Genomic DNA, 20023 nt, shown 5'->3' on the forward strand with positions numbered 1-20023 from the left:
GACTTCTCCCCAAAATTTGGTTTGAAGTCTTCTTTGACTTGATTCATGACTTATTTTGTTGTCTAAATCATGGTTAAATATTACAATCAATCAGCGGATTTGTCAAGCGATTTATGATAAATTCACTACTTGCTTTGTAAGATTTTTCTGACGGTCTGGGAAACCAGCTTTCCGTCGGCTCTGCCCTTGACTTTCGGCATGACGAGCTTCATGACATCGCCCATTTTAAGAGACGATACATCCTGCCCGGCAATGGCGTCGCGGACAATCTGCGCAACTTCATCTTCCGTCAGCTGTTTTGGCATGTACTTTTCCAGAACGGCCATTTCAGCCTTTGTCTGGTCTGCCAGGTCGCTGCGGCCAGCTTTTTCAAACTCAGCCAGCGATTCTTTGCGCTGTTTCATTTCTTTGGCAATGACAGCGGCTACGCCAGCATCATCCAGTTCGCACTTGCCATTGATTTCCGTGTTCCTGATGGAATTACGGACCATGCGGATGACGGAAAGAGCTGTTTTACCAGCTTCTTTGGCTTTCATTGCCGTCTTCATATCTTGAAGCAGTTCTTCTTTCAGAGACATGATATCACCTTTCTATTCCTTGCGATTATGCTCTATACTTCCGTTTCCGTGCTGCTTCAGATTTTTTCTTTCTCCGTACGCTCGGTTTTTCATAGTGTTCACGTTTCCGTACTTCGGAAAGAACACCTGCTTTTTGGCAAGAACGCTTGAAACGGCGCAGTGCGCTGTCTAAGGATTCATTTTTACCAACTTTGATTTCTGCCATTCTATATCCCTCCCTCCAAATGTATGTTAGGGAGTGCTTTACTGCACACATTGAAATTATACTCAAAAAGAGCATATTTGTCAATCCGTAAAGTACTGTAGAAAGTGAAGTCATACACTTTCCTCAGGCAGTCATCAACGATGATTGCCACTTATAACCCGGCTTCTTTACGGAGCACGTCGGCTTTATCGGTCTTTTCCCAGGGAAAATCCAGATCATTGCGGCCAAAGTGACCATAGGCAGCGGTCTGTTTGTAAATTGGGCGCTGCAGGTCGAGCATTTCGATGATGCCGGCCGGACGCAGGTCAAAGTGCTTGTTGATCAGGCTGACGATGACGTCATTATCGACCTTGCCGGTGCCAAATGTTTCTACATGGATAGAAACAGGGCGGGCAACGCCAATGGCATAGGCCAGCTGTATTTCGACTTTATCAGCCAGACCTGCAGCTACAATGTTCTTGGCTACATAACGGGCTGCATACGCTGCCGAACGGTCTACCTTTGTGGGATCCTTGCCGGAGAAGCAGCCACCGCCATGACGGGCCATGCCACCATAGGTATCGACGATGATTTTCCGTCCCGTGAGGCCCGAATCGCCCTGGGGACCGCCGATGACGAAACGGCCCGTCGGATTGATATATAATTTTGTTTTGTCATCAAAAAGGCCTTCTGGCAGTTCCGGTTTGATGACGTATTCAAGAAGATCTTTTTCAATCTGATTCCGCGTTACATCGGGGCTGTGCTGCGCCGAAATGACAATCGTATCGATACGGACCGGTTTACCATCTTCGTATTCAACCGTAACCTGTGTCTTGCCATCGGGGCGGAGATAGGACAAGGTGCCATCTTTGCGGACTTTGGCCAGACGGCGTGCCAGACGGTGTGCCAGGGAAATAGGCAGGGGCATATAATCGTCGGTTTCGTTGGTAGCATAACCGAACATCATGCCCTGGTCACCAGCACCGATCATATCAAATTTATCCTTCTGTCCTTCTTTGGCTTCCAGTGCTTCATCAACGCCCATGGCGATATCTGAAGACTGTTCGTCAAGGGAAACGAGGATGCCGCATGTATCGCAGTCGAAGCCATATTTAGCCCGTGTGTAGCCGATTTCACGGATTGTTTCGCGGACGATATGAGGAATATCGACATAGCAGGTAGTAGAAATTTCACCTACGACATGTACCATGCCAGTCGTTACCAGTGTTTCGCAGGCAACGCGGGCATTCTTGTCTTTTGCCAGGATGGCATCAAGGATGCTGTCGGAAATCTGGTCAGCCATTTTATCGGGATGACCTTCGGTGACGGATTCAGATGTAAAGAATTCGCGGTTTTTAGCCATTTGTATATCCTCCTTAATTTGTTAGTTCCATTGGTACGTATGTAAAAAAAGCCCCCTCTGACAAGAGGGGGCTACGTATACCCATCTGCCAGTATATACACTGTTGGATTTAGCACCTTTCAATAGATGAAGGTTGCTGCGGCATCACAGGGCCAGTCCCTCCGCCGTCTCTTGATGGAACTATATTTTATTTGACGTAGAATAGTATACCCGATATAGCAGCATAATGCAAGTCTTTTTCAAAAGAATTTTTGCACTGCCCCATCAGGATTCCGGAACAACCGCTGCCTTTTCTTCTCTTTGGGCGTTATCTTTTCCAACTGGATTGAGCTCATCTTTGGAAATGGTGAGTCTGTGCCGGGCTGCCGCCAGAATGAGATCTGCCGTCTTTACGACACCGTAGTCACTGGATTTGAGGCTCATATCATAATTGGCCCCATAACCCCAGTACGAATCGGTGCAATACATGCAGTGATCCCGCCGTTCTTTATTGACCCGGTTGCGGATTTTCATGGCCGTATCAGCATCGACGTGTTCACGCAGCATGATGCGCTGTACGGCCCAGTCAGGGTCAGAAGAAATAAATACATTAAACGTATTCGGGCGCTTGCGCAGGATATAATTGGCCAGCCGGCCAACGATGACACAGGATTTGCCGTTTGTCAGTTCACGGATGACATCGGATTCGTCATTAAACATTTCCTGCCGTTTCGATTCATATCCTGTCGAATAATGGACGTAATCATCATAGACTTTGGCAAGAAGCGGGCTGAGGTGATTGTCTTTTTCCTTACGCCAGGCTTCAAATGTCTGGGGATGTTCTTTCCGCGTCATGTTGAGAATAGCCGTGTCATAGTACGGCACGCCCAGCTTGCGGGCCACGAGTTTGCCTATATTGCGTCCGCCACTGCCAAATTCCCTGGAAATGGTGATAACCAGCGGGCATTCCGCATCTTCCCGGATCCAGGCCGGATGGTTCTGCCGTCCTTCGATTTCGCCGACAGCATGATGGCGGAACAAGAGATGTTCAATCGGCCCCGCCATAGTACATCCCAGAAGGATGAGGACCAGACCGATGACGGCATTGAATGTAATCGGTTCCGACAGGATGATTGCCGACAAAATCAGCGCGATGACCGGTTTGATGAAGAAGGCAAAGGACGCATTGGAAGGGCCGGTCAGTTCAATGGCCTTCATAAAGCACAGGTACCCGAAGCCGGTAACAACGAGAGAGCAATAAATGAGAGGCCAGATGGTACGGGAATTGATTCCCCCCAGAATGGGATCACCATGTACTATGAGAATGAAGAACAAAAACACGCATCCCAGAAGGAAGCTGAAGGCGTTTTCCACATTGCCGCCCAGTTTGTCAATCCGCAGCTTCCCCAGCGTCGTATAGAGGGCAAAGGAAACGGCTGCGGCTGCCGAAACGAGAAGGCCAAAGTTGCCGCTTTCGATAATGGCTACCGGGTTGGCGACAATAATCAGGCCGACGATACTCAGGACCAGGGTAATAGCTTTCTTGCGGGTAAAGGCTTCATGGATGATAAAATACGAGAAAATCATGACGAAAACAGGATTACTGGAAAAGACGATAGCCGCAAGACCGGCATTGGCCATATTAACCCCAATCTGGAATAAAATCATACTGAAACAGATATTGATCAGCCCCAGTACTGCCAGATAACCGATATCGGAACGGCTCAGGCGGATACTGCGTTTCTTCATATCCCGGAGTGCCAGGGGCATCAACAACAGACCTCCGACGAGAAAACGGAGAAATGTCAATTGAAAGGGGGTAAACGCAGTACCCGCGATTTTCAATGAAATTTCCATTGTCCCGAAGGCAATCGCTGTCAACACAATACAGATTGTGCCTAATTTAGATGACATAGAAAAGCCTCCTCATGCATACACTGCTGCTTTTAAATGAAACTATGAATCAAAACACACCAAAACAAGTCTCATTATATACCTGCACAGCCGGTGTTGCAATAAAAAAAGGTGGTACACTTTTCCATCTCATTCTTTTGGTTTCTCATACAATCTGGGGCACGGTACACCGTCTATTCAGACAGACTGGCAGCGAATCGTTCCCGTCTCGGTGTATCGTTGAGGACGTATAATAATCCCTCTTTTGTCGTATTCAGAACAAGTGATGCGGGGAAACGGGCATCCTGCAAAAAGGTTTCAGAACGCGTAAGATTTCCTACGTCGAGCCAGATATGGGCGTCACTGCCGGCAATGACAGGAACCTGGTACTGCTGGCAGTATTTGAGCAGCGTAGGAATGTTTTTTTCTGTACCGATGCGCCCATTGCGTGGCGATGCCGAACTGTTATTGATTTCCATGGCGATGTGCTCATGAGAAGCAGCCTCTACGAGTTTTTCATAATCGACAGGAAAACGGTCATCGTCAGGATGACCCAGTATTTTGACATAGGGATTCTTCATGGCATGAACGAGAGCCGAAGTGTTCTCCTCTACCGATCCGGACTGGATGCAGTCTTTATGAAGGCTGGCAATGACGTAATCGACTTTCTGCAATATGCGTTCTTCCATATCGACATGGCCTTCATAATCTATGATATTGAGTTCCATCCCCGTAAAGATGTGCAGCCCGTCTATGATGTCAGGGATGACTTTGAAATTGCTAAAAAAGATAGGCTGCGGCGCGCCAGGCATGGAGCTGGAATGTTCCGATACTCCCAGTCCCCAGAGGCCCCGTTTCCGTGCCGCAGCAATATAATCCGTAAAAGAACCATAAGCGTGGCCACTTGCCAGCGTATGGGTATGCAGATCAAATAAAAAATTCATGTTCTTTCCTCTTTTCATGCCGTAAATACGAGCCGTACGGATTCGCCGGGAGCAAATACTTCTCCTGCCCGGGCAAAGACGCGGAATTGTTCCTTTCCGCAGATAACGGCATAGTGTATTTCCCTGCCGTGGAACTGCCGGTTCGTTATAGTCGCTTCAAGGCCCGGCCCGTCATGGGTAATGTGGAACTGTTCCGGCCGGACCGGATAAAGGCCCTTTTCTTTCAGCGTGCCGGCCACGCCGGTATCGCGATATACGAGAGGATGACCGGCTACATAGAAATCGTTTCCCTGCCAGGTTCCATGGAGAAGATTGCATTTGCTGACGAAAGTAGCGACGAATTCATTTTCCGGATGAGTATAGATTTCTTCCGGCGTTCCCAGCTGTTCGATATCACCATGGCGCATGACCAGGATACGGTCGGCCATAGCCAGGGCTTCACTCTGATCATGGGTGACGTATATGATGATGGCACCGGTGCGGCGGTGTATATCCTGAAATTCTTTGCGCATGTTGATTTTGAGTTCTGCATCGAGAGCGCTCAGCGGTTCATCCATGAGCAGGATGGACGGCTTGCTGACGATGGCCCGGGCCAGGGATACGCGCTGCCGCTGCCCTCCGGAAAGTTTCCCGGGATAGCGGTCTGCCAGTGCATCGAGCCCCATATCATGAATGGCCTGTGAGACAGCGGCTTCCTTTTTTGCAGCCGGCCAGTCTGCTTTTTTCCGGCTCTTCAGAGGAAATTCAACATGTTCCTGCACAGTCATATGAGGCCACAGGGCAAAAGACTGGAATACCATGCCAAGGTCCCTGTTTTCAATAGGAACCATGACCGATGGAACGGCATGGTCATATGACCGGGATGGACCGTCACTTCAGCAGCCCCCAGTTCCTTTGCCAGACGGAGAGATGCTACGAATTCCTGGACAGAAGCCTGTCGTATTTCTTCATTGAGCGAAGCCAGATTCAGATCCCAGCTGCAACTGTGTACAAAGGTCTCTATCTGGAATTTGCTTGCATATTCTCTATAGGCAGCCTTGTCGTACTGATGATAAAAAAAATGTTGTGCCCATACTTCTATCCCTGCCAGCTGATTATCCTGAACGACCTGTGCCATATCCTGCAGAGGTGCGCTCCACATCAGCTTGGAAGAGAGAAAAAGACGTTTCATATAACCCCTCCTCTTCTGTACGAACACTACTATTCTGCTATACTTTTGTAAATTTCTTTTATATATCCTGTGGCATCTTTGTAAAAAAACAAAGTCTTTTTTGCCACATGTCAGGTATTCTGTTATACTAAGTTCGTTACTATACTTTCTTTTTCCGAAAGGAGCCTTCCCATGACCCAGATTTCCCAGGAAACAAAATCAGAACTGCGGAGCCGTTTCCCTCTTTTTCAAAAGGCCTGCCATGCCTTTTATGCCAAGGAGCTGCCACCAGCAAAATACAAAAGCACCTCTGGCAAATTCGGCAGTTACGGTGAACGGGGCGGACAGAGTTCTATGCTGCGTCTGCGCTTCTCCGGCGGTGCTATAAAAAAAGAACATGTCATCTTTTTACACGATATTATTGAACGCTATCAACCGGCCCTGGTCCACTTTACGACAGGTGAAGCCCTGCAGATTCACCATTTGTCCGAACATGCGCTTCTGTCTTTGTATCAGGAATGCTTTGATGCCGGCATATACTGTTATGGCGCTGGTAGCGATAATCCGCGTAATATAACGGCCAGCCCGCTTCATGGTGTCGAAGAAGGTGAATATTTCGACATGACACCCTATATAGAAGCAGCTTCCCACTTCGTCATCAATCTCATGCCCAAGCTGAACCTTCCCCGCAAATTTAAAATCAGCTTTTCAAACGGCCTCGACAATGAAGGACATGCAACGTTCAAAGATCTGGGATTCGTAGCCCGCAAGGACCACACGTTTGACGTCTATGCCGGCGGCGGATTTGGTGTCAATGGCTCCCGCTTTGGCATCCTCATCGACAGCTGCGTCGATCCCCTCGATATTTCTTACTATATTTTCGCCTATGCACGTGATATTTATATGAAATACGGCGATTATGAGCATCGCGGCCGCAATCGTTCCCGTTTCATTCTGGAAGCCATGGGAGAAGATGCATTCCGTAATGCCGTGCAGGAGGCCGTCCGGCACGTCCGGTCTGAGGGAGATTATAAACTGACTATTGAACGGCCCCATCCGGTAATCAAAGGCCGTGCCGATGACCGGATTTTGTCTGACCCGCGTATTGGAAAACAAAAACAGCCCGGCCTGTATTATGTTACATACAAACCTCTGGGCGGTACTCCGGACATGACCGTATTCTCCCGTCTGCTTACATCACTTTCTGCCATGGAGGGTGTAGAAATCCGGCTTAATGCCGATGAAACGGCGTACATCATTAATCTGACGGCCCAGGAAGCCCGGACCATAGCAGATATAACAGCAGATGACACAGCCAGGACAGCCTTCGAGCAGTCAGTCAGCTGCATCGGCGCAACAGTCTGCCAACAAGGACTGCGCGACTCCCATGGTACTTTCATCCATATCGCCACCGTGCTCCGGGACAGCGGCAAAGACACGACGCTTCTGCCGAAATGCCATTTTTCCGGCTGTCCCTCCAATTGCACAGTTCAACAGCTGGCTATACTGGGACTGCGTGGATCCAGTAAAAAGACTGAAAATACGATGGAAGAAGCCTTCGATATATATGCCGGCGGCAGTTATGCCATCGGTCACAGCGTCATGGGTACCCGGATCGGAACCATAACAGCAAAAAATCTGCCGGCGTTCTTCCTGGCATTAAATGACCGTCTCCTCGCCGATTCCCAGCCTTTTACTGACTGGTATCCTTCTCATACCAGTGTATTTCAGAACCTGATAGAGCAATTCGAGTAAATAACGAACGAGGCTGCAGCAAAATGCCTTTGATATGCTCCCCCTATAATGACAGTTTTATTTTTTACTGTCTTTCATAGGGGGAGCATATCACATTTTACTGCAGTCTCTGTTTTGTTTATCCTGAATTTTCTTTGACAGAACAGTCACTGTACTTTTCTCTGACAGACCCTGTCAAGAAAAAATTCATGTATACGTGTATCCTGCCCGACTTCGGGATGGAATGACAATGCCAGTTGATTTTTGACGACAGGCAGTCTGCCTTCATCGTGAACGTATTTAACTAAATCATAAGGTACGTGCAACAATTTGGCGGCTTCATACAGTTCATCATCCCGTTTAGCCGTAAGGGCCGCGATTTCTGAATTGATGAGCCGCATATGGCTGACTGCCTGCACGACATCGCCTGTACCCGGTTCACCTTTTGTGCGGATCATGGAGGCCCCTTCCTCTATGCGGCGCAAAGCTTCACCGAGATTGCGGGCACCGCAGACGAAGGGTACATTAAATTTAGTTTTATCGATATGATATATATTATCTGCTGGCGACAAAACTTCACTTTCGTCGATGTAATCAATTTCAATAGCTTCCAGAATCTGGGCTTCTACAAAATGGCCGATGCGGCATTTTGCCATAACAGGAATAGAAACGGCATCCTGAATTCCTTTAATCATATGCGGATCGCTCATTCGGGATACACCGCCGGCAGCCTGTATATCAGCCGGGATCCGTTCCAGCGCCATGACAGCACAGGCACCGGCTTCTTCAGCAATTTTAGCCTGTTCAGGCGTTGTAACATCCATAATGACGCCACCTTTCAGCATTTGTGCCAACTGTTTGTTCAATTCATAACGTTCGTTTGATTCTCTGGTCATTATTATCTCCTCCACATGATATATCTTGATATTTCTTACGGGTATTAGTATAATCTAAATTGACCTTATTAAAAGGTTCAATAATTATATATTTTATAAGGTCAGATTGGATGAGATGTCTGTTATGATTACCTATTCTTTTGAAAATATAAGGTCAGAATTTCTCTACGAACATTTATATCGCTGTCTTCGGGAAGATATCCAATGTGGTAAACTACGGCCTGGCGAACGTCTACCATCGAAACGTACCTTTGCCATTCATCTGGGAATCAGTACTGTCACTGTAGAAAATGCTTATAGCCAGTTACTGACAGAAGGATATATATTCCCGTCCCAAACGGGGATATTATGTAGCTGATATTACGTCCCGTCTCATGAAGCCCGTCCCTGCCAGAGGATGTCTGACCTTGCGTCAGGCTGTATCTGGCCATCTGCAACGATTCCGCGGCATGTATGCATCCCCATCACAGATAGTCATCGGAGCCGGAACTGAATATCTCTACAGCCTGATTGTACGCCTTTTGGGAACACGGCACATTATTTGTCTGGAAGATCCGGGTTACGCCAAGGTACGACGCATTTATGAAAGCAATGGCATGACATGCCGCTATGCCCCTCTCGATGATGGAGGAATTTCAATGGACGCACTGCGACAACTTCATGCATCGATTGCCCATATCAGTCCATCTCACCATTTCCCAATAGGGAGAGTTATGCCTATCGCCCGCCGCTATGAGCTTCTGGGCTGGGCCAATGAAACAGAGGGACGGTATATCATCGAAGATGATTATGACAGTGAATTCCGATTTACAGGCAAACCGGTCCCGACTCTGTTCAGCATCGACGCAGGCGGTAAAGTCATCTATATGAATACCTTTTCCAAGACGCTGACGCCAACTATACGCATCAGTTATATGGTCCTGCCTCCCGAACTGGTCCAGCCTTTCCAGGAATCTCTGGGATTTCTTTCCTGCACCGTATCAAACTTTGAACAGTATACACTAGCCCGGTTCATCAATGATGGTTATTTTGAAAAACATTTGAACCGCATGCGGACGTATTACCGGAAAAAGCGGGATCTGCTCATTCATACCTTGAAAAAGAGCGCCCTCGCCGGGAAAGCTGATATTATCGAACAATGTGCCGGCCTGCATTTTCTGTTGCGCTTTCATACCTCCCTTGACGACATTTGCTTGAAGGAACGTTTTCAGAAACAGGGACTGCACCTTGCCGCCCTATCTGGGTATTATCATGAACCACATCCGGATGCGTCCCATACATATCTGATAAATTATTCCAGCCTGGAAAGCAAAAAAATACCGGAAGCCATCGAACGACTCTGTCAGGCTGTTCTTTCTGAGTCGTGATACTTCCGGTATAGGCAGGGCTGTATGTGAACTGGGCCGGTTCTGTTACATAGGGCTACGGTTTTGTGTTTCGTATTTTTTTAGTTTCAGCAGATGGGTCCCTTTCAGCTTTTCGGTATAGAGATTGAGTTCCACATCATCGCGGAGCTGTGGCAGGAGCCGGTAGAGGTTTTTTCCCGGGCAGTCCGTGCTGTTGACATCGCGATGACCGACAATGGTCGCTGGTCCGGGATCGATATGATAGATACGGCACAGAGCCGTTACCAGTTCCGTCAGGGATTTCATCTGGGCATCGGTCGGGACTTCTTTTTCAAAATTCCCGGTCACATTTATGCCGACTGTATGATAATTTTCCCCGTAGGCATGAGCTCCCACGACGGCCAGGGGGCGGCCCCGTTCGATGACGCCGTTTTTACGGATGACATAATGATAGCCGATGCCAGCCCAGCCATTGGCCAGGTGTGCCCGATGAATAGCGGCAGCTGATGTATCACCGTCAGGAATCCCTACATGATGAATAACAATCATATCTGTCTTGGGACGGACCAGGAGCGGTTCCCTGAAGTGGAAATTCGTTTCCTCAATGGCCAGTCCTTCCGCCGGGGCAGCATCTTTGGCCGGGTCGTATACAGCGAGGCCTTCATCACTTGATGCTTGTCCTGTCTGACGGACATCGCCTTTTTCCGTGCTGGCCGGTTCTGTCTGCACGTTTTTTTTCGTTTGCTTCTGTATCGTTTTCTTTTTTTCCTTTTTCATCTTCTTTTCCGGTGATATGGTCTGTATAGCAGTCTGGTCCGGAGCCTGCACGGCCACAGCCGTTTCACTGGCTCTGGCTGATGGCAGGCTGAATACGGAAACAGCCAGTATGACACTCAGTACAGCAGCTAACTTTATATAGGATTTCATGTCTCTTACCTCCTCCAAAAGCGACTGCCCCAGGAAATTATTCTCCTGGGGCAGCTGTCATTGCCAGGCCATATTTCTCACGGCTGAGGAATATGTTCGGCCAATGGCTTTGTCATTTCCATATTATTCAAATATGCGTGGGTCTTCCACAACAGGGCACTGAAAGCACTAAAGGTCAGGCGGAAACGGAAATGTTTGAAACTGACAGGACCTTCAAAGAACGGCACCCGGTCGAGATCATAATGATCGTCCCAGGGGAAATCACGGCCCGTTTCCACAGTAAATCCGTAATCATATCCGGCATTCTTCGTTTCTTCCATGATCATTTCGTTGAACTTTCCTTCCGGGAACGCAATGAAATTACAGACCTTGCCGGTCCGGGCTTCAATCATAGCTTTCGATTCCTGTAATTCTTTGCGCACGCCGCTGCGGTCGAAACTCGTCAGCGGTTTATGGCTGATCGTATGGGATCCGAATTCCATCCCGTCATTACTCATTTCTTTGACCATATCCCAGGTCAGGTACCCCGGTTTGTCCATGAGATTCATAATGAGGAATATAGTGCCGCGGAATCCGTACTTCTTCATGATGGGATAGGCAAATTCGTAATTATCGACATATCCATCATCAAAGGTAATCAGTACGGGACGGTCCGGCAACGAGCCTTCTCCGCGCATATAGGCATCAAACTGCGCCTGGGTGATGGAATGATAATCGTTGTCGTGCAGATATTTCATCTGGGCTTCAAAGTTTTCAGGTTTCATAGTGAGACATGTCTCATAGCGGTTATTGACCTGATGATAATTGAGGACGGGAACACCCGTCAGATGGTAATTTGTCGATCCAAAATACCAATATGCAAAAATACCGGCTACAAGAACGATGACTGTAAAAATAATACCTAAAAACCAGGAAAAAAATTTTTTCACATTAAAACTCCCTTGTCCTGACTCTAAGTAAATTTATATCTTTTTAAGGATATCACAACATGAGTGCACTGACAAGGATTTTTTCGTACTAAATATGCTCTATTGTTTTGATAAACCCGTTTTTCCGGAGCCAGACTTTATCCTTCCGTTCCAGAGCCTGCTGCAGCTCTTTCAGGCAGACCCGTTCTGTTTCGGCCGTTTCCCGTACGTTAACGAGATACTGCGTATCCTCAAAAATATATTCCTTTAATTCATCAGGATCTGCTATGTCTTTTAAAGCGTAACGGATATCTTCCGATTCCTGCACAATTTGGAGGATTTCCTTCCAATTGTCGTATTCCTGTTCAGAGAGGATAAATTCGCCCATCATCCCCGTATCGAGCCGTTCCTGGGAACATATGACGCTTTTGGCATAATCAACACCGCTGCTGCGGTCGTAGACGTGGAGTTCCCGTTCTTCATTGTTGACATATACTATCATGACTATTGTCTCCTTTGCGTGAAGTGTATTTATTATATCATATAATTACTTTTTAATCTCTGTACATCGTGACCACCTGGTACGTAAAATGATTCCGTTTATTGTAAAATTACCGTAAAAATACTTTCTTTTCCCGCAACAGTGGTATACTATGATTGCATACACATGTATTCTGGCCCACAATTCCAATCTGATTTTCGGCAGCCACCCCGATGCATCGTACACCAATATCATGGTAACCATGCCGCCGGAAGCAGCCACAGACTACAGACTGGTCCGCAGTCTCCTGGAAGCCGGCATGGACATGGCACGCATCAATTGCGCCCACGATACGCAGGATATGTGGCAGGCTATGCTGCGTCATATCCATAAGGCAGAAAAGGAAACAAAGAAACGTTGCAAGATTTACATGGATCTGGCCGGCCCGAAAGTCCGGATTTCCCAGGTACTCGTCCCCGGAGATGACGACCGGGTCTATACAGACGATTTCTTTTTCCTCGCCCGGGGGAAAATTTCCGATTATCCTTCTGATTATACAGGAAATGTCATCATCACCTGCAGTATCCCCCAGGTATTCGACCATCTTCAGGAAGGCGACCCCGTCGTCATCGATGATGGCAAGCTGAATTGTGTCGTCACCAGACTGACACCTCAGGGAGCGTACCTGCGCGTCGTTTCGACAAAAGCCAAAGGATTCCGCCTGAAAAATAAGCGGAGCCTTAATTTCCCTAAAACACCGCTGGACATTACGCCCCTTACAAAAAAGGACCTGACCGATCTCGATTTCATCATCCATCATGCCGATGCCATCGGGTATTCCTTCGTCCGCAACCGCGCCGATATCCTCCTTTTACAGGATGAACTGCAGAAACAGCTGGGAAACAAAGCCCGGAACATGGCAATCATCGCGAAAATAGAAACCAGAGACAGTGTACACAATCTGCCGGAAATTATCGTCCAGGCAGCCTCCAGGAATCCCTTCGGTGTCATGATTGCCCGGGGAGATCTGGCCGTCGAAGCAGGATATCACCGTCTGGCAGAACTCCAGGAAGAAATACTCTGGATTTGTGAAGCCGCCCACGTTCCCGTCATCTGGGCAACGCAGGTTCTGGAAAACCTCGTCAAGACCGGCATACCCTCACGGGCAGAAATCACCGATGCCGCCATGAGCGAACGGGCCGAATGTGTCATGCTCAATAAAGGACCGTATATCGTCAAAGCCGTTTCCAGTCTGGCCGATATCGTAAAACGTATGGAAGGTCATCAGTATAAAAAAGCGCCCCAGCTGCGTACACTCCATATTGCAGAGGATACGCTAAAAGAATTCGACCTGTAATTATTGACTTTTGCCATTTTATTAATTGACATATGTCGTTATATAGTGTATACTCTATAACTGAAGAAAGAAATAGTCTCGATATCAGTTTAAGGAGGAATGGATATGACAACACAAGGCATTATCGCCGTTACTTATGACAACGGTAGCGTATTCCAGCATTTTGGGCGGACGGAAGCATTTAAATTTTATACGGTGGAAAATAAAGCCGTAACCAGCAGCGAAATTATCTCCACCAATGGCGTCGGCCACGAACCACTGGCCCAGTGGCTTAAAGATCACGGAGCAAATGTTCTCCTCTGTGGCAATATGGGGCCGGGAGCACGAAAAGCCCTGCAGCAGGCAGGACTTCCTTTCTACTGCGGCGTACAGGGCTCCTGCGATGAAGCCGTCCAGGCATTTCTGGAAGACCGGCTGCAGTATAATCCCGATGCCACCTGTCCAGGAGGCCACCATCATCACCATGGAGACGGAAATCCTGATGGTGGCCAGCACCACGCCGGCCATGATCATAGGTGCAATCATACGTAATCAGCCGGAACAGGCAGCCTCACAGCGGAATTGTATTATTTTATCCGCTATGAGGCTGTTTTTAACATTTTCTTACTACGTTAACAGAATTACTGTTTTCCCTTTTCTCAGTTTCTTGTCTATAATGAAAACAACAAAAGAACTCGTGTTCTGCAGCACTGCTTTTGTCCGTTCCTGCGCTGGCTGCAGCTGGATACAAAAATCTCATTACATGTCCCTTTTAGGATTCTTGTATACTGATTTCAGCAGGACATCAACATTATAGTAAGGCTCCCTGAAAAAGGGGCTGCAGCAAGGTGAATCTTTCTGTTCCACTTTGCTGCAGCCCCTTTTTCCTATGGAATAGTTACTGACTCAGGTGAGACTGTCTTTGACAAACTCTTTCGTACATTCGATAAATGCCCGTGCCGGGACGGAACATTCGCCAAAGGAAGCTACCGTCAGAATGATATCACAGCTCAGAGGCGGCGAAATAGGACGTGCAGTGAGTCCCGGATGCATGGGAGCATAAAAATCCCACATATAGACCGGCAGCAGGCTGACACAACTCGTCTGTTCCAATTTTTTCAGCATGACATAATTGCAGTTGGACGTAAACGTTGAAAGGGGCTGCAACTGATATTTTTTCATATACTCGGCTACGTTCGATTCCAGACCGTGACGGGAACGGAACATGAGTACCTGGGAAATCTGCATTTCTTCTGCAGTGATACAATCTTTCCGGGCCAGGGGATTCTCTTTGGACAGGACTGCCACATAAGGATTGACATTGAGGAGAATCCATTCATTTTCATAATCGGGCTGCTTCGTCGTAATCGTAATATCGGCGACACCGCTGCGCACCCATTCAGCCAGTGCTTTCGGGCTGTTTTCTTCCAGTATGTCTACGTCGATATTAGGGTACCGTTCCTGGAAGCGTTCGACTACGGGCAGGATGATAGCACAGGCCGTACTGGTGAAACCGGCAATGCGCAGGCGGCCGAGATGAATGCCCTTGATATTTTCACACTGTTCTTCCAGCCTCTCCTCTACTTCAACGAGCTGTCTGGCATAGGGCAGGATGGCATGGCCTTCTTTGGTCAGTACGACGCCTTTATTGCTCCGCTGGAGAAGGCTGAACCCGCATTCATTCTCCAGGGAGTTCATCATCTGGGTCACGGCCGACGGCGTATACCCCAGTTCCCGCGCAGCCTGGATAAAACTTCCCTTGCGGGCCGCTGTAAGGAAAACTTTATATTTTTCTATATTCATATGATCACCGTTTTTTCTGTAATTCGTACACCGTAACTTCCCGGGAACACAGAACGCGGAAAGGCAGCCAGTGACCGGTGCCGCGATTGACATAGCCATAGGAGCCGTCTTTTTTGAACAGGCCGCGGAGATACTTGAACCCTACGGCCTGCACCAGGGGACCGATAGGCGCAAACTGGGCGCCATGAGTGTGCCCGCACATCGTAAGAGGTATACGGTGAGCAAAGCCTTCATCGATGAACGCCGAATTATGAGCCAGAAGAATCGTAAAAGCATCTTCCGGGATGCCATCGAGAGCCTGCTGCGTATATTCCCGCCGCTGCTCGTCGTGGAGATGGCCACTGGGAGCAAAGCTGAAATCGGTACCGGCAATGTAAAATGGCCTGTCATCACGGCCGGATCGACCTGACAGATTCTGGCCCCGGCCGGGACTGGCGCAGAAATGGCTGTTGCGTACAATACGCACCGGCGTCGTTTCCAGCATGTCCGTAATATCTGCCAGCCCCCGGTAATATTCATGATTGCCGTAACAGAAATCGATGCCATCGGGAAACAGTGCTGCTCCATCTGCAAGGACCTGACGGCATTGGGGCAGCCGGCTCAGCTCATCGATAAGATCGCCGGTGATTTCAAGGCGGTTTACCTTTTCCTCTGCCAGCCGCTCCATGGCCGTTTTCAAGTCCTCAGGGCTGAAAAACAGTCCTATATGAGTATCGGAAATCTGGCCGATGCGGTACCCTTCCAGATAGTCTGGCAGATGAGGAAACGACAGAGGCAGTTTCGTCACGGCCAGATAACTTTCACCAATGACATCTCCCAGGCCGCTCGTCGCCGCCGCTGTGACAGGAACGGCGGCAGCCATTCCCTTCAAAAACGTGCGGCGGCTCATAGACGGTCCCCGGTGAAGCTCAGCGGCCCCACCGGCTGCCGGTATGGCTGGCCGGACACGCCATTTCAGACGATACAAAAAGACACCGGCCGCCAGTATCAGCAGGACGGGAAATGCCAGGAGGAATGCAAGGAACCAGCTTACGGACACCAGTGCCCCTGTGTGAAGCACGGTCAGCCCGATGCTCCCTGCCCCATCGGGAAAGGTGCGGCTGTACAGATACAATTCCCCCGCTCCCAGAGCACAGCAGCCTGAAAGGAGCAATGCCAGTTTCTTTCCCCGCCCGCCTTGTACGACATAGTTGTACAGTATACCTGAGGCCACGGAAAAACAGGACAGGATGACCATGAAATTAATAAAGAAAAGACCTTTCATCTATACTATGGCAGTAATTTTCCCATGTGGCCCGGCCCAGGGAACGCGCGTGTAATCAACTTGCGGCAGCCACTGCCAATCCTCCTTATCATCTAACGTCCCCTCTGTATAAGGGGCAGTATACACTGTCATCTGCCAGATTTTGTGGGAAAATACATGGCGCAGCGTACCAGCAGGCCCGGTGACGTCACCCGTACGGATTCCGGCTTCTTTCAACCGGGCCCTGACGGCATCCAGTCCGGCCCTGCCTTTTCCCTCTGCACTGGGAAACTCCCACATAGAAGCCAGCAGGCCCTTTTCCGGACGGCGATGGATGAGCCAGGAACGACCGTCGGAAACGACCAGTACAGTCACATCTACGACAGGCTTCTCCTTTTTGACAAGTCGGACCGGAAGCTCCTTTTCCCGTCCTTTTTCATGAGCCTGGCAGCAGGAAATGACGGGGCATTCCTGACAGCGCGGACTGCGGGGAATGCAGACCCCTGCCCCCAGATCCATAAGAGCTTCATTGAAATCACCGGGGGCATCGTGGGGAATGACTTCCTGTACGAGATGGGTAACTTCTTTTTTTACTTTTGCCGATAAGATATTATCTTCTATCAAATACAGACGGGAAAAAATGCGGAGCACGTTGCCATCGACAGCCGGAACGGGCCGGCCATAGGCAATGCTCAGGACGGCCCCGGCCGTATAAGCACCGACGCCTTTGAGGGACAGCATATCCTTTTCTGTATCCGGTACCTTCCCTCCATACCGGGACTGCACTTCGCAGACGGCCTGATGGAGGTTGCGTGCCCGTGAATAATACCCCAGTCCCTGCCATTGGCGCAGTACGTCTTCCTGTGATGCACCGGCCAGAGCCGCCACCGTGGGAAAATGATCCAGCCAGTTTTCATAATAAGGCCGGACGGCTTCTACCTTTGTCTGCTGCAGCATAATTTCTGAAACCCATACTTTATACGGATCCCGCGGCGTCGTGCGCCAGGGCAGATCGCGGCGGTGTGTCCGGAACCAGCCGAGCAGCAGTTGCGGCCAGTCATGGACTGTTTCGTTTCGTATCGTCATAAACGGTTCGTACCTCAGTCTTTTTATAGAAATCATACCGGAATTCAAATCTGATTCCGGTGCTTTTTATTATACCACATCCGGTGCCATATATCGTATTTGAAAAAGCGTATCTCTATGCTACAATATACGGTAGGTATTAGTAAAGGAGTCCGTCATAATGGAACACAATCCGTCATTACATACACTGGTATACAACCTGGACCTGGGCAGGACGAAACCGGATACGGTGCATCGCGACGCATCGTACTGTCCGTTCTGCGATGTAGCCCATTTAAAAAATATTATGGAAACGAGGGGACACATGATATGGCTGGAAAATGCCTATCCGGTCCTCAGGGATTCGTGGCAGACGCTGATCATCGAAAGCGACGACTGCGATGGCGAATTCTGTGAATATACGCCGGACTATGCCACACAGCTCATCGCTTTTGGACTGGAAAAATGGCAGCAGGTAAAAGATTTGAAACGGTTCCGCTCCGTCGTGTTCTACCGGAATCACGGGTACATGTCCGGCGGTACCATCCATCATCCCCATTCCCAGATAGTCGGATTTGAAAACTACGATTATCACGACGATATCAAGCTCTATCACCTGCAGGGGACGCCCATCATCGAAGAGGACGGCATCGAAATCAATCTCTCGACCCGTCCCATTATCGGTTTCTATGAAGTCAACCTCATTCTCGGAAATAAGGAAAAACTTCCGGAATTCGTCCGGTATATGCAGCTTGTCGCCCACTATTTCATTCACGATTTTGTGTGGCGCAACGAAAGCTATAATATTTTTTTCTACGATTTCCCCGGTGACAGCCGGCTCTTCGTCAAAATCGTTCCCCGTTTCCTGACCAATCCGCTGTACGTAGGTTATATGATCGCCCAGGTCGCCAACAAAGAACACCAGCAGCGGGTCATGGAAAAACTCCGCACCATTTTATCTGAAAGGAAATAATATATGCGTTTATTTGCAATCGGTGATTTACATCTGTCCGGCAATCCGCCAAAAAAGCCTATGGAAGTCTTTGGTCCCCGCTGGATCAATCACTGGCAGCGGATCCGGGAAGACTGGCTCAGCCGCGTCCATGAAGACGACGTCGTCCTCATCGCCGGCGACACATCATGGGCCATGCACCTGAAGGAAGCCCAGGAAGATCTCGATGAAATCCGGAAACTGCCTGGCACTAAATATATCATCCGCGGCAATCACGATTACTGGTGGGAAAGTGCTGGCAAACTGAACCGCCTTGACGAAGGGAAAGGCATGCACTATTTATACGGAAGCACAGTCACTCTCGACGAAGGCCGCATTGCCGTCTGCGGGACTCATGGATGGGTCTGCCCCGGCGACATCCACTATCATGAAGAAAAGGACGCCAAACCCTACCGCCGTGAACTGCTCCGCGTCGAACGGTGCCTGCAGGAAGCGGCAGCACTGAATTGCCAGCACACCATCCTGCTGCTCCACTACCCGCCAGTCTGCGATCTGACCAAACCCAGCGGTTTTACAGAGCTCCTGGAAAAATATCATGTTCCTCTCTGTGTGTTCGGTCATCTCCACGGCATGCAGCCCAACACCATGTTCCCGCGCATGTATAACGGGACGCTGCTACAGCTTGTTTCTGCCGATTACCGGGACTGCCAGCTGCTGGAAATTACATTTGATGCCAAAGGAGAACAGCCATGAGCCAGATTGCCCAGAAACATCTCTTAGCCGGTTTCATCTTCGGTGACAGGGAAAACAACGAATACATATACCTGCCCGGCGGTGAAGTCGGCACGGAACATCCCCTCTGCGTATACGAACACGATGGTTCCCGGGAAGATATTCCCCTGGAGGAAGCAGGCTATCTCGTCGGTCATCTGACACTGAAGCCATGCAGTCATCCCGTGCTGGGGAAAAAATCGTTTTAGCAATAGAGGATGCAGTATAATAGCCTCATCGAAAAAAACGGGCTCAGTTATCTGAGCCCATTTTTTTTGCAAAAGAGGCCCCAAATGAACTGCCCCCAATCGTTAGATTTTTGGTCTAGCGATTGGGGGCAGTTCAAAATGCATAATGCGACACCTTCATTTTTGATCAGCAGGCCTTCAGGGTGAACCAGAATGTCACACCGTCCGGTTCATTGTGATATGCTCCCCCTATGAGAGACAGTAAAAAATAAAACTGTCATC

Annotated in this window: 21 protein-coding genes, 1 pseudogene and 1 riboswitch; of the genes and pseudogenes, 8 read left to right on the forward strand and 14 right to left on the reverse strand. The window is 48.9% G+C overall.

The genetic code is table 11. The annotated features are described in order from the left end of the window. Nucleotides 1–125: 125 nt before the first annotated feature. The 7 genes from DW949_RS04990 to DW949_RS05020 all read right to left on the reverse strand — a co-directional run bounded on the left by DW949_RS04990 (nucleotide 126) and on the right by DW949_RS05020 (nucleotide 6112). The gene (locus DW949_RS04990; protein WP_118022146.1) at nucleotides 126–578 is read right to left on the reverse strand and encodes a GatB/YqeY domain-containing protein; all 453 of its coding nucleotides are present in this window, start codon (nucleotides 576–578) and stop codon (nucleotides 126–128) included. A gap of 25 nt (nucleotides 579–603) precedes the next feature. Continuing rightward, entirely contained in the window at nucleotides 604–783 is a 180-nt protein-coding gene (gene rpsU / locus DW949_RS04995; RefSeq protein ID WP_059077465.1) for a 30S ribosomal protein S21, read from the reverse strand. Between the two features lie 151 nt (nucleotides 784–934). Continuing rightward, nucleotides 935–2125 carry a methionine adenosyltransferase gene (gene metK, locus DW949_RS05000; protein WP_118022147.1) on the reverse strand — a complete coding sequence of 397 codons (1191 nt, stop codon included), beginning with the start codon at nucleotides 2123–2125 and terminating at the stop codon, nucleotides 935–937. A gap of 78 nt (nucleotides 2126–2203) precedes the next feature. Beyond that, nucleotides 2204–2306, reverse strand: a riboswitch (SAM riboswitch). An 83-nt stretch (nucleotides 2307–2389) separates the two neighbouring features. Then, nucleotides 2390–4018, reverse strand: coding sequence for an EamA family transporter (locus DW949_RS05005; RefSeq protein ID WP_118022148.1), 1629 nt, complete (start codon nucleotides 4016–4018; stop codon nucleotides 2390–2392). A gap of 173 nt (nucleotides 4019–4191) precedes the next feature. Next, the gene (locus tag DW949_RS05010; RefSeq protein WP_118022149.1) at nucleotides 4192–4941 is read right to left on the reverse strand and encodes a phosphatase; all 750 of its coding nucleotides are present in this window, start codon (nucleotides 4939–4941) and stop codon (nucleotides 4192–4194) included. 14 nt (nucleotides 4942–4955) lie between these two features. Further along, the gene (locus tag DW949_RS05015; RefSeq protein WP_199595754.1) at nucleotides 4956–5741 is read right to left on the reverse strand and encodes an ABC transporter ATP-binding protein; all 786 of its coding nucleotides are present in this window, start codon (nucleotides 5739–5741) and stop codon (nucleotides 4956–4958) included. Next, nucleotides 5705–6112, reverse strand: coding sequence for a sugar phosphate isomerase/epimerase (locus tag DW949_RS05020; RefSeq protein ID WP_118022151.1), 408 nt, complete (start codon nucleotides 6110–6112; stop codon nucleotides 5705–5707). The genes DW949_RS05015 and DW949_RS05020 overlap by 37 nt, the downstream gene beginning before the upstream one ends. 171 nt (nucleotides 6113–6283) lie before the next feature. Between DW949_RS05020 and DW949_RS05025 the strand changes: the two genes are divergently transcribed. Next, on the forward strand, nucleotides 6284–7846 hold the full coding sequence (locus DW949_RS05025) for a nitrite/sulfite reductase (protein ID WP_118022152.1): 1563 nt from the start codon (nucleotides 6284–6286) through the stop codon (nucleotides 7844–7846). A 245-nt stretch (nucleotides 7847–8091) separates the two neighbouring features. Here the strand turns inward: DW949_RS05025 and DW949_RS05030 are convergent. After that, a pseudogene (locus tag DW949_RS05030) lies at nucleotides 8092–8721 on the reverse strand (pyridoxal 5'-phosphate synthase lyase subunit PdxS); the annotation flags it as partial. Between the two features lie 124 nt (nucleotides 8722–8845). Here DW949_RS05030 and DW949_RS13940 point away from each other — a divergent pair. After that, nucleotides 8846–9079 (forward strand): GntR family transcriptional regulator, encoded by a 234-nt coding sequence (locus DW949_RS13940; RefSeq protein WP_199595756.1) that lies wholly within the window; start codon nucleotides 8846–8848, stop codon nucleotides 9077–9079. Nucleotides 9080–9128: 49 nt separating this feature from the next. After that, nucleotides 9129–10088, forward strand: a complete 960-nt coding sequence (locus DW949_RS05035; protein WP_199595758.1) for a PLP-dependent aminotransferase family protein — start codon at nucleotides 9129–9131, stop codon at nucleotides 10086–10088. 45 nt (nucleotides 10089–10133) lie between these two features. On the opposite strand, the gene DW949_RS05040 is transcribed toward DW949_RS05035, so the two are convergent. The 3 genes from DW949_RS05040 to DW949_RS05050 all read right to left on the reverse strand — a co-directional run bounded on the left by DW949_RS05040 (nucleotide 10134) and on the right by DW949_RS05050 (nucleotide 12404). Beyond that, nucleotides 10134–10994, reverse strand: coding sequence for a peptidoglycan recognition family protein (locus tag DW949_RS05040; RefSeq protein WP_118022154.1), 861 nt, complete (start codon nucleotides 10992–10994; stop codon nucleotides 10134–10136). 77 nt (nucleotides 10995–11071) lie between these two features. Further along, nucleotides 11072–11923, reverse strand: coding sequence for a polysaccharide deacetylase family protein (locus DW949_RS05045; protein WP_118022155.1), 852 nt, complete (start codon nucleotides 11921–11923; stop codon nucleotides 11072–11074). 88 nt (nucleotides 11924–12011) lie between these two features. Continuing rightward, a complete protein-coding gene (locus tag DW949_RS05050; RefSeq protein ID WP_118022156.1) occupies nucleotides 12012–12404 on the reverse strand; it encodes a hypothetical protein in 393 nt (130 codons plus the stop codon). Nucleotides 12405–12555: 151 nt separating this feature from the next. On the opposite strand from DW949_RS05050, the gene DW949_RS05055 reads away from it, so the two are divergent. Both DW949_RS05055 and DW949_RS05060 read left to right on the forward strand, forming a co-directional pair. Next, nucleotides 12556–13740, forward strand: a complete 1185-nt coding sequence (locus DW949_RS05055) for a pyruvate kinase (RefSeq protein ID WP_118022157.1) — start codon at nucleotides 12556–12558, stop codon at nucleotides 13738–13740. Between the two features lie 105 nt (nucleotides 13741–13845). Further along, complete coding sequence (locus DW949_RS05060) at nucleotides 13846–14271, forward strand: NifB/NifX family molybdenum-iron cluster-binding protein (RefSeq protein WP_118022158.1); 426 nt, start codon at nucleotides 13846–13848, stop codon at nucleotides 14269–14271. 354 nt (nucleotides 14272–14625) lie between these two features. Here DW949_RS05060 and DW949_RS05065 read toward each other — a convergent pair whose 3' ends face one another. From DW949_RS05065 to mutY, 3 genes are read right to left on the reverse strand one after another with little or no spacing between them, the layout of a single operon-like run. Next, entirely contained in the window at nucleotides 14626–15522 is an 897-nt protein-coding gene (locus DW949_RS05065; protein WP_158570640.1) for a LysR family transcriptional regulator, read from the reverse strand. A gap of 4 nt (nucleotides 15523–15526) precedes the next feature. Then, entirely contained in the window at nucleotides 15527–16786 is a 1260-nt protein-coding gene (locus DW949_RS05070) for a metallophosphoesterase (RefSeq protein ID WP_118022160.1), read from the reverse strand. Further along, nucleotides 16787–17851: an A/G-specific adenine glycosylase gene (mutY, locus tag DW949_RS05075; protein ID WP_118022161.1), complete on the reverse strand. Its 1065-nt coding sequence runs from the start codon at nucleotides 17849–17851 to the stop codon at nucleotides 16787–16789. Between the two features lie 160 nt (nucleotides 17852–18011). On the opposite strand from mutY, the gene DW949_RS05080 reads away from it, so the two are divergent. The 3 genes from DW949_RS05080 to DW949_RS05090 are packed head-to-tail and all read left to right on the forward strand — an operon-like array spanning nucleotide 18012 to nucleotide 19762. Continuing rightward, entirely contained in the window at nucleotides 18012–18803 is a 792-nt protein-coding gene (locus tag DW949_RS05080) for a DUF4931 domain-containing protein (RefSeq protein ID WP_118022162.1), read from the forward strand. A 3-nt stretch (nucleotides 18804–18806) separates the two neighbouring features. Next, entirely contained in the window at nucleotides 18807–19535 is a 729-nt protein-coding gene (locus tag DW949_RS05085; protein ID WP_118022163.1) for a metallophosphoesterase, read from the forward strand. Next, nucleotides 19532–19762, forward strand: a complete 231-nt coding sequence (locus DW949_RS05090; RefSeq protein WP_118022164.1) for a hypothetical protein — start codon at nucleotides 19532–19534, stop codon at nucleotides 19760–19762. Before DW949_RS05085 ends, DW949_RS05090 begins: the two co-directional genes overlap by 4 nt. Nucleotides 19763–20023: the final 261 nt, after the last annotated feature.

Source organism: Megasphaera sp. AM44-1BH, from assembly GCF_003467125.1.
Lineage (GTDB): Bacteria > Bacillota > Negativicutes > Veillonellales > Megasphaeraceae > Megasphaera.